Below are 9273 nucleotides of genomic sequence, written 5' to 3'. Positions count from 1 at the left end.
CAAGTCAGAGGGCATCTGCGCGCCTACGACACGATCAACTCACCACAAACATCGGTGGATCCAGGTCTGATGTCTCGAAAGTGGCTTTCGCGACATGCCGGCGGCCGGACAGCCCGGACCCGAAAAGGGCGGAACCCGGGCCCTGAGGAGGGAGGCCCGGGTTCCGATGGGGAGGAGAGGTCAGACAGTGCCCGGCTTCGGCAGCTGCTGCTTGGCCGGAGTGTTCTGATAGGACGCCAGCTGCCAAGCGCCGTCCCGCTTGACGACCGTCCACGAAGCGCGGATCGACTGCGAGTCCGCGACCTCGGTCTCGCCCGGGCCGAGCACGCCGCCCTGGGTGATCAGGACGCCGGAGTCCGGGGTGAAGAAGCGGATCTCCAGCGGACGGCCGGTGACCTGGGTGCCCTTGTAGTTGCCCGCGAAGGATTCCACCAGGAACGCCCGGATGTCGTCGCGGCCCTTCTTGAAGACGCCGGGAAGGATCATCGTCCCGTCTTCGGTGAAGACGCCGGCGAAGGCGTCGGCGTCGTGGTAGGCCCACGCGGCGATCACCTTCTGGGTCAGCGCCGCGATCGCCGCCTGGTCCGCGGCCGTGCCGGTTTCGGTCGTGGTCATCGGAGGATCCTCCTAGATGTAGAGGGTGTTGGGCTCGAGCCCGCAGAGCACGCGGCCGTACAGCTCGGTGTTGGTGTTGGGGTGCATCAGCGCGTGGAGGTTGACCGCGGCGACGTCGCGGGCGATGCGCTGGATCGGGATGCCGTGGTACACCGACGAACCGCCGGAGGCGCCGGCGAGGATGTCGATGCCTTCCTTGGCGAGGCGTACCACGGCACCGAGGTCGGCCCGCGCGATCGCGCGTTCCTCGAGCTTCCACGGAGTGCCGTCCGCGACCTTCGAGTCGACCAAAGTGGACAGACGGTGCGCGTGGAACCCGGCCTCGTCGATCTTCAGCGCCGATTCGGCCACCTGGTGGTGCGTGATCGGGGCCTCGCGCTGCGAATCGTAAGCGGTGTAAGTGATCTTGCGGTCCGGCAGGCGCTTGAGGAACGTGTCCTGCGCGCCCTTCGCCATCCCCACCAGAGTGCCCACCGAAGACGCGGAGGCGACCGGAAGCAGCGGCGCCCGGTAGATCGAGGACGAACCGCCGGAAGCGCCTTCCAACACCACGGGCAGCGGGAGCACCCGCTCCGCCGGGATGAAGACGTCCTGTGCCACCGTCGAAACGCTGCCGGTGCCGCGCAGGCCCGAGGTGTCCCAGTCGTCCACGATCAGCAGATCCGAGATCGGCACCAGCGCCATGATCGGGTACGGCTCACCCTCCGGCGGTACGAGGATCGCGATGATCTCCTGCCACTGCGCGTGCAGGGCCCCGCTGATGAAGCCCCATTTGCCGTTCACCACGATCCCGCCGTCGACCGGCGCGGCCATCGCGGACGGGCTCAGCGTGCCGCAGACGCGCACGTCCGGGGTGGCGAACACCTCGTCCTGCACCGCCTCCGGGAACTGGCAGGCCATCCAGGTCGGGATCCAGTACACCGAGGCCACCCAGGAGGTCGAGCCGTCGGCCCGGCCGATCTCGGTGGCGACGTCGACCAGGGTGCGGGTGTCGGCCTCGTAGCCGCCGTAACGCTTGGGGCGGCGCAGCTTGAAGACGCCGGCGTCGGCCAGTGCTTCGATGGATTCCTCGTGCACCCGCCGGTTCTGTTCCTGCCAGTTCGAGTGCTTCTTCAGTGCGGGGGCGAGTTCGGCCACGCGGCGAACCAGTTCCTCCCGCGTCGGAACATCGGTGCTCGACACCTTGACCTCCTAGATCGTCGACTGGTCCAGCTTCGCAGCGGGCGGACGGCAGGGCGTCTTCCCGTTTGCCGGTGCGTCAGGCTGCCGCACGTTCGGAGGTGCGGCCGAGGAAATCGACCACGTTCTGGCCGTCGCGGCGGGCGAACCAGGTCGCCATCGGCGCCGCCATCGCGGTCGAGACCAGCGCCATGATCACCAGCATGGTGAACAGCGTCGGGGAGAGCACGCCGAGGTCGAGCCCGATGTTGAGCACGACCAATTCGGTCAGGCCGCGGCAGTTCATCAACGCACCCACCTGCAGCGACCGGTTCCAGTTCTCGCCGACCGCCCGCGCGGCCAGCGCCGAGCCGCCGAACTTGCCCGCGACGGCCACGAGCAGGATCGCGCCGCACCAGAGCCACGCCCCGCCGCCGGAAAGCAGGCCGAGGTCGGTGCGCAAACCGCTGTAGGCGAAGAACAACGGCAACATCAACGCCGTCGTCAGCCCGCCGGCCTTGTCGTGCAGCCAGGTCGCGATCGGGTTGTCCCGCGGGAAAACCACCCCGAACACGAACGCGCCGAACATCGCGTGCACCCCGATCCACTCGGTCGCCATGGCGCACACCAGCACCCCGACCACCGACAGCGGCGCGACCTTGTGCAGCCGTGCCGCCGGGGCCGCCGCCACGAACTTCCGCAGCAGCGGCCGGACGACCAGGCCGAGCAGCGCGACGAACGCCGCCGTGAGCACGACCGTCAGCACCACCCCGAACAGCGAGGACGCCGTGGTCAGCGCGATCACCAGCGCCAGCAGGCTCCACGCGGTCACGTCGTCGACCACCGCGCAGGTCAGCGCCACGACGCCGATCTCGCTGCGGAAGAGCCCGATCTCGTGCAGGATCCGCACCAGCACCGGCAACGCGGTGATGCTCATCGACACACCGAAGAAGAGCGCGAACGGCAGGAATCCGCCGCCCGCTCCGAACCGGGTGTAGGCGAGCATGGCGAGCCCGACGCCGAGCAGGAACGGCAGCGCGATGCTGACGTGACTGACGACGAGCGCGAGCCGCCCGCGTCCGCGCAGCAGCGTGGTGTTCAGTTCCAGCCCGGCGAGGAACACGAAGAAGATCACGCCGAGCTGTGCCACGACGTTCAGTTGCGGCACCGTCGCCTTCGGGATCAGCACGGCCGCGCCCGATGGCCACAACGCGCCGAGCACCGACGGGCCGAGCAGGATGCCCGCGGTGATCTCGCCGATCACCGCGGGCTGCCCGATCCGCTGGGCCAGCCAGCCCACCACCTTGCAGGCGCCGACCACGACGGCGATCGCCAGCAGCAGCTGTGCCAGCGAAGGTCCGGTCGCCTGTTTCGCCGCGGCCACACCGGCGCCGCCTTCACCCAGTCCCAACAGGACGATCGCGGCCACGACGGGGAGCACGACGAGTCCCAAGTAGACCAGCAGGGCCCGGCGACCGGTGCGGGGTTCGCTCTCCACCATGTCCCTTCCGTTCAGGGGCCGGTGACGTTCGCGACCAGGTCGTCGAGGTTGATCTTCAGCAGCGGGTGCTTGCCGGACAGCCCGGAGACCAGCGTGACGAAGTCGATGCTCGGCGCGTGGAGCTGTTCGGGGTCCACGACCTCCTGGGCGAGGTCGTAGTAGTACTCCTTGTACTTGGTCCGGTCGTAGAACCGCTCGACGAAATCACGGATCTCGTCGAAGAACGCGCGGTAGTTCCCGGCGTACCGGTCGAGCGCCTTCTCCTCGATGGCCGGGTGTTCCAGGATCCGGTGGACCACTTTGGACAGTGAGCTGCCCGCCAGCGTGGCCAGCGCGACACCGGTGGAGAACAGCGGGTCGACGAAAGCGGCCGCGTCGCCGACGAGCACCCAGCCGTCGCCGTAGAAGGTTTCGTTGGTGTAGGACCAGTCCCGTGCCGTCCGGTAGCCGGCGTGCTGGCGGGCGTTGGCCAACAGCCCCTTGAGCCGCGTGGTCTTGTCCCGCTCGCTCAGGAAGAGCTGTTCCAGGGACTTGTCGTCGGCGTTGGCGAGATCCGACTTGGTCACGTAGCCGACGCTCATCGTGCCCTTGTCGATCGGGATGCCCCAGAACCAGCCGTCGGCGGTGCCTTCGATGAGGATGTTGGTCCACTCGTCGCCGGGCAGGCGCTCGCAGTTGTCGTAGTAGGTCCAGACCGCGACGTTGCGAAGCTCGTTGTGCCAGGTGATGTCGCTGAACTTCCGGCCGATCACCCGTGACTGCCCGGACGCGTCGACGACCAGCGAGGCGCTGGCCTCGTAGTCGCCGGCCGAACCGCGCAGGGCGAAGCGGACGCCGGTGACGCGGCCGGTGTCGGACTGGATCACGTCCTTGACCGTCGTCTCCTCCACGACGTACGCGCCGAGTTCACGGGCGCGGTCGAGGATCAGCGTGTCCAGGTCGGCACGGCGCGTGTGGTAGGCGTAGGTGCCTTCCGCGGCCTTCATGAACGAGAAGTTCCAAGGCACGTCCCGGTTTCCCCACACCAGGCTGCCGCCGTACTTGCGCTCGAAACCGCGGGCCTCCATACGCTCGAGCAGGTCCAGCTCCTGCAACGGGCGCATGCCGACCGGGATCAGGGATTCGCCGATGTGGTAGCGGGGAAAGCGTTCGCGCTCGAGGACCAGGACCGTACGCCCCTCCTTCGCGAGGAGTCCGGCGCAGGTCGCGCCCGCCGGGCCGCCACCGATGACGATGACGTCGAACCGCTCGGGCATACCGTGAAGCGTGGCTGACATGAGTGAACCCTTCCTGGGCCGATGGAGGACTGGAGGCGCTCACGCGCGCCGGATGCCGATCTGCGGCTCGTAGCTCAGGTACAGCCCGTTGATCGCCTTTTCGGGCTTCTCCGGCGCCTGTTTGTGCTCGTGGACGCGGTTGAGGTTGTCCAGCGGGTTGTGCTTGCCGCTCTCGTCGCCGAGCAGGTGACCCTGGATCCGGCGGTAGACCTCCTCGGTGTCCTCGAGGTCGGCGATGCCGGTGACGAACCGGTCGAACGCGGCTTGCACGTCCATCCCCGCCCAGTCCTTTTCGGACAGTTGCTGCGCACGGAAGAAGTGGTGCTCCTTGCCGCGGTAGCTCTCGTAGAAGGTGGACACCAGCACCAGCAGCCGTTCGTAGGCGCGGCGGTAGACGACCTCGTAGAAGTCCCAGGCCTCGCTCTCGCTGATCTCACCCCGGATGACGCTGCTGAGCGCGGCGGTGCCGATCAGGGCGCTGTAGGTGCCCAGGTGCACGCCGGTCGACAACAGGGGGTCGAGGAAGCAGGCGGCGTCGCCGGCGAGCAGGAATCCGGGGCCCTGGAACCGCTCGGCGGCGTACGAATAGTCCTGCTCGACCTTGACCTCGGTGACCTGCTCGGCCTCGACCAGCAGTTGCTGTATCGCCGGGCAGTCGCCGATCGCCTTGTGGTACACCGGATCCACGCCGCCGAGTTCGTTGCGCGCGGCGTTGAAGGAGTCCCTGCCGGTGACCAGCCCGACGCTCATCGTGCCGTCGGGCAGCGGGATGCCCCAGAACCAGCCGTCACCGACCGAGGCGACGGTGATCGCGCCGCTCGGCCCGCGGTCGAGCTCCTTCGCGTCCTTCCAGTACGACCAGGCCGCGACGTTGCGGAAGACGTTGTGGAACTTGCGGTTCTTCAGGTACTTGGTGGCCATCACGCCGCCGCGGCCGGACGCGTCGACGAGGTAGTCGAACTCGATCCGTCCGCTGTTGGCCGGGTTCTTCGCCTCGGCCCAGTGCGCGGCGACAGGGCGGTCACCGTCGAAGTCGAGCTTCTTCACCGCGATGCCCTCGGTGACGTCGACGCCGACTTCGCGCGCGTGGTCGAGGAGGATCTTGTCGAAGTCGGCGCGGATGACCTGCCACGCGCTGGTGCTGCCGTCGCGGCCGTGCGGCCGGAAGCGCACTTCCCATTCTTCGGGACCCCAGAAGTAGTAGGCGCCGCCCTTGGGCTGGAACCCGGCCGCGGCGATCTTGTCCCAGACCCCGAGACGCTCCAGGATCGGGCGGCACGAGGGCAGCAGCGATTCGCCGATGTGATAGCGCGGGAAATGCTCCCGCTCGAGAAGGGTGACCTCGAAGCCCTCTTTGGCCAGAAGCCCGGCCGCGGTGGAGCCCGCCGGTCCACCACCGATCACGAGGATCTGGGTCGTTGCGCGCATGACACCTCTCCAACTACGCCGACAGCCGGATTACTTGACCGACGCTAACAACCGTGAATGGAGATCCAATCGAGAACACGTTGTCCTGTAACGCTTTCCTGAAACAGCAGTCGAAGAGACGCTGCCGGCCCGGTGGCGGACGACGATTCTTCCCGTGTCGGACTCCGACGGCCCGGCCGATGACCTATTGGAGGAATCCCGCGATGGGCGAATACCTTGGCGAACGCGCCGTCGTGCTCGGCGGCGGCATGGCCGGCCTGCTGACCGCCCGTGTGCTTTCGGACCGTTACCGCTCCGTCGTGATCGTCGAGCGTGACACGATCGTCGGCGTCACCGGCACCCGCCGCGGCGTGCCGCAGGCGCATCACGCGCACGCACTGCTCGCACGTGGCCAGCAGATCCTCGAAGACCTCTTCCCCGGCCTGCAGGCCGAGCTGACCGCCGACGGCATCCCCAGCGGGGACCTGTCCGGCAGCCTGCGCTGGTACTTCAACGGGAAGCGCCTGCGGCAGAAGGAATCCGGCCTGCTCAGCGTATCCGCGACCCGACCGGAACTCGAAGAGCACGTCCGTGCCCGCGTCGTCACGCTGCCGAATGTCGAGGTCCGCGAGCGCACGGTGATCCAGTCGCTGGTCGCGACCGGGGATCACTCGCGCGTCACCGGTGTCCGCGTGACCGGCGACGACGCCGAGCCCGAGACGCTTTCCGCCGACCTCATCGTCGACGCCACCGGCCGCGGCAGCCGTTCGTCGGTATGGCTGGAGGAGCTCGGCTACGAGCGCCCGGCCGAAGAGAAGATCAAGATCGACCTGGCCTACACCTCGCGGCTGTTCGAGCTGGACACCGACCCGTTCGGCGACGACCTGGCGATCAACCCGGTCGCCTCGCCTGCCAACCCGCGCGGCGCGTTCTTCGTGAACCTGCCGGGGAATGTCGCGCTGCTGTCCCAGACCGGCCTGCTCGGGGACCACCCGCCGCGTGACGCCCAGGGTTTCCTCGAATTCGCCAAGACACTGGAAGCGCCCGAGATCTACCGGGCCGTGCGCACCGCGAAGCCGATCAGCGAGATCACGAGCTTCAAGGTGCCCGCCAGCGTCCGCCGCCGGTTCGACAAGCTGCGCCGCTTCCCCGAAGGCCTGCTGGTGATCGGGGACGGCGTCTGCGCGTTCAACCCGGTGTACGGCCAGGGCATGACCGTCGCGGCCATGGAGGCCGCCCAGCTCGGCACGCATCTCGACGCGGGCGGTGTGCGGCCGCTGCGGTTCTTCAAGGAGATCAGCCCGATCATCGACGTGCCGTGGGACATCTCGGCGGGCGGGGACCTCGCCTTCCCCGGCGTCGAGGGACCGCGGTCGCTGAAGGTCAAGATGGGCAACGCCTACATGGCGAAGCTGCACTCCGCCGCGACCGTCGACGGCCGGTTCACCGAGGCGTTCTTCCGGGCCGCCGGCCTGGTCGACCCGCCGACCGCGCTGATGCGGCCGAGCCTGGTGGTCGGCGTGCTGCGCACCGCGCGGCGCGCCAAGACGGCCGAACCTCTCACCCCTGCCGCCACGATCGGTCAGGCCCCGCCCGCCTCCGACGACCTCGCGGCCTGAGCTTCAAGGAGCCATGGTCATGAACGAACCCGTCGGCAAACGCGCGGTGGTGATCGGCGGCAGCGTCGCCGGCACCCTGGCGGCGAGGGTGCTTTCCGAGTTCTATCGGGAGGTCGTGGTCGTGGACCGCGACGAGGTGCTCGGCGTCGACACGCCGCGGCGCGGCACCCCGCACACCTGGCACGCGCACGGACTGCACGCGCGTGGCTACTTCATCCTCGAAGAGCTGTTTCCGAACCTGCTCGACGAACTGCGGGACTCCGGTGTCCCGGTCGGCGACCTCGCGCGGATGAAGTGGTACTTCAACGGCAAGCAGGTCAAACCCGCCGACAGCGGGCTGCCGTCCATCACCGCGCTGCGCCCGGTACTGGAACATCATCTGCGACAGCGCACCGCGGCGCTGCCGAACGTCACCTACCGCGAACGCACCGACGTCCACGGCCTGCTCGCCACGCGGGAGGGCAACCGGATCATCGGCGTCCGCGTGCAGGCGCGCGACGGTTCGGCGGAGGAGCGGCTCGGCGCGGACCTGGTCATCGACGCCTCCGGACGCGGTTCGCGGACGCCGGTGTGGCTGGAGGAGCTGGGCTTTGAACGGCCGTCCGAGGAACGCGTGAAGATCGGGCTGGCCTACACCACCCGGATGTTCCGCAAGCGGCCGGAGATGTTCGACGGCTGGCAGTCGATCAATCCGGTCGCCTCGCCCGAGCATCCGCGTGGCGCGTTCTTCGGGCAGGTGAACGAAAACGAGTGCATCCTTTCGCTCACCGGCATCCTCGGCGACCACCCGCCGACCGACGCGCGCGGCTATCTCGAGTACGTGAAGTCGTTGCCGGCTCCGGAGATCTACGAAGCGGTGAAGGACGCCCAGCCGTTGATCGAGCCGGTGACGTTCAAGTTCCCGGCGAGCTCGCGGCGGCGCTACGAACGGCTCAAGCGGTTCCCGGAGCGGCTGTTCGTGCTCGGTGACGCGTTCTGCAGTTTCAACCCGGTGTACGGCCAGGGCATGACGGTCGCGTCGATGGAGGCCATCGCGCTGCGCGAGCACCTCTCGCGGCGGTCCGGACCGGACTCGCGGCGGTTCCTGCGCGAGATCGGCAAGGTCGTCGACAACCCGTGGGAGATCTCGACCAGCGGGGACCTCGACTTCCCCGGCACGGAAGGGAAACGGACGCTCAAGGTCAAGATGGGCAACGCGTACATGGCGAAGCTCCAGTACGCGGCGACGATCGATCCGGACGTCACGGCGGCGTTCATGCGGGTGGCCGGGCTGATCGATCCGCCGACCGCGTTGATGAAGCCGGGTCTGATGCTCAAGGTGCTGCGGGCGAACCGGCGGCGTCCAGCGCCGCGGGCGACGGTGACGGAGTTGCCGCGTGCCGATCGGGAGTCGCGCGCGGCCTGAGTAACCTCGTGAGTGGTAAGGACGGTTCTATAATAGCCCTCATTATCACTCACCCTTTGCGGCCTGGGTCCGCGCTGACCGACGAGGGCTGACCGCACTGTGCATGTCCACAAAGGACACTTTTCGAGCTGCGAGTGTCTGATTTGGGTAGTTCGCACGGTTTCGCAAGGGGGTCGTGAGTGGCAATGAGGGTTCTAACCCTCTGTCTGAGTTCAGGACATGTCGGACAGTTGATGTTTCAGGACCTCACGGACACTGACCGGCCTGTCGGCGTGGTGACCAGGGCTTGTG

General features: G+C 68.0%; 7 protein-coding genes. 2 read left to right on the top strand and 5 right to left on the bottom strand.

Translation table 11 applies throughout. The features are described from left to right. Positions 1-180: 180 nt before the first annotated feature. The 5 genes from ACIRGA_RS40535 to ACIRGA_RS40515 form a co-directional block, all read right to left on the bottom strand. Positions 181-615: an SgcJ/EcaC family oxidoreductase gene (locus ACIRGA_RS40535; protein ID WP_016336918.1), complete on the bottom strand. Its 435-nt coding sequence runs from the start codon at positions 613-615 to the stop codon at positions 181-183. 12 nt (positions 616-627) lie between these two features. Then, entirely contained in the window at positions 628-1797 is a 1170-nt protein-coding gene (locus ACIRGA_RS40530; protein WP_400952774.1) for an acyl-CoA dehydrogenase family protein, read from the bottom strand. Positions 1798-1873: 76 nt separating this feature from the next. After that, a complete protein-coding gene (locus ACIRGA_RS40525; protein WP_400952770.1) occupies positions 1874-3274 on the bottom strand; it encodes a cation:proton antiporter in 1401 nt (466 codons plus the stop codon). A gap of 11 nt (positions 3275-3285) precedes the next feature. Then, positions 3286-4551 (bottom strand): NAD(P)/FAD-dependent oxidoreductase, encoded by a 1266-nt coding sequence (locus tag ACIRGA_RS40520; protein WP_400952766.1) that lies wholly within the window; start codon positions 4549-4551, stop codon positions 3286-3288. Positions 4552-4590: 39 nt separating this feature from the next. Then, positions 4591-5979: an NAD(P)/FAD-dependent oxidoreductase gene (locus ACIRGA_RS40515; RefSeq protein WP_400952763.1), complete on the bottom strand. Its 1389-nt coding sequence runs from the start codon at positions 5977-5979 to the stop codon at positions 4591-4593. Between the two features lie 203 nt (positions 5980-6182). Here ACIRGA_RS40515 and ACIRGA_RS40510 point away from each other — a divergent pair, with 203 nt between their 5' ends. Next, complete coding sequence (locus tag ACIRGA_RS40510; RefSeq protein ID WP_400952760.1) at positions 6183-7577, top strand: FAD-dependent oxidoreductase; 1395 nt, start codon at positions 6183-6185, stop codon at positions 7575-7577. A 19-nt stretch (positions 7578-7596) separates the two neighbouring features. Then, positions 7597-8982 (top strand): FAD-dependent oxidoreductase, encoded by a 1386-nt coding sequence (locus tag ACIRGA_RS40505; protein WP_400952756.1) that lies wholly within the window; start codon positions 7597-7599, stop codon positions 8980-8982. Positions 8983-9273 lie beyond the last annotated feature (291 nt).

Source organism: Amycolatopsis sp. NPDC102389 (assembly GCF_044765885.1).
In the GTDB taxonomy this organism is placed as follows: Bacteria; Actinomycetota; Actinomycetes; order Mycobacteriales; family Pseudonocardiaceae; genus Amycolatopsis.
Note: the sequence above shows the minus strand (reverse complement) of the source record. Positions and strands in the feature narration are given on the sequence as shown.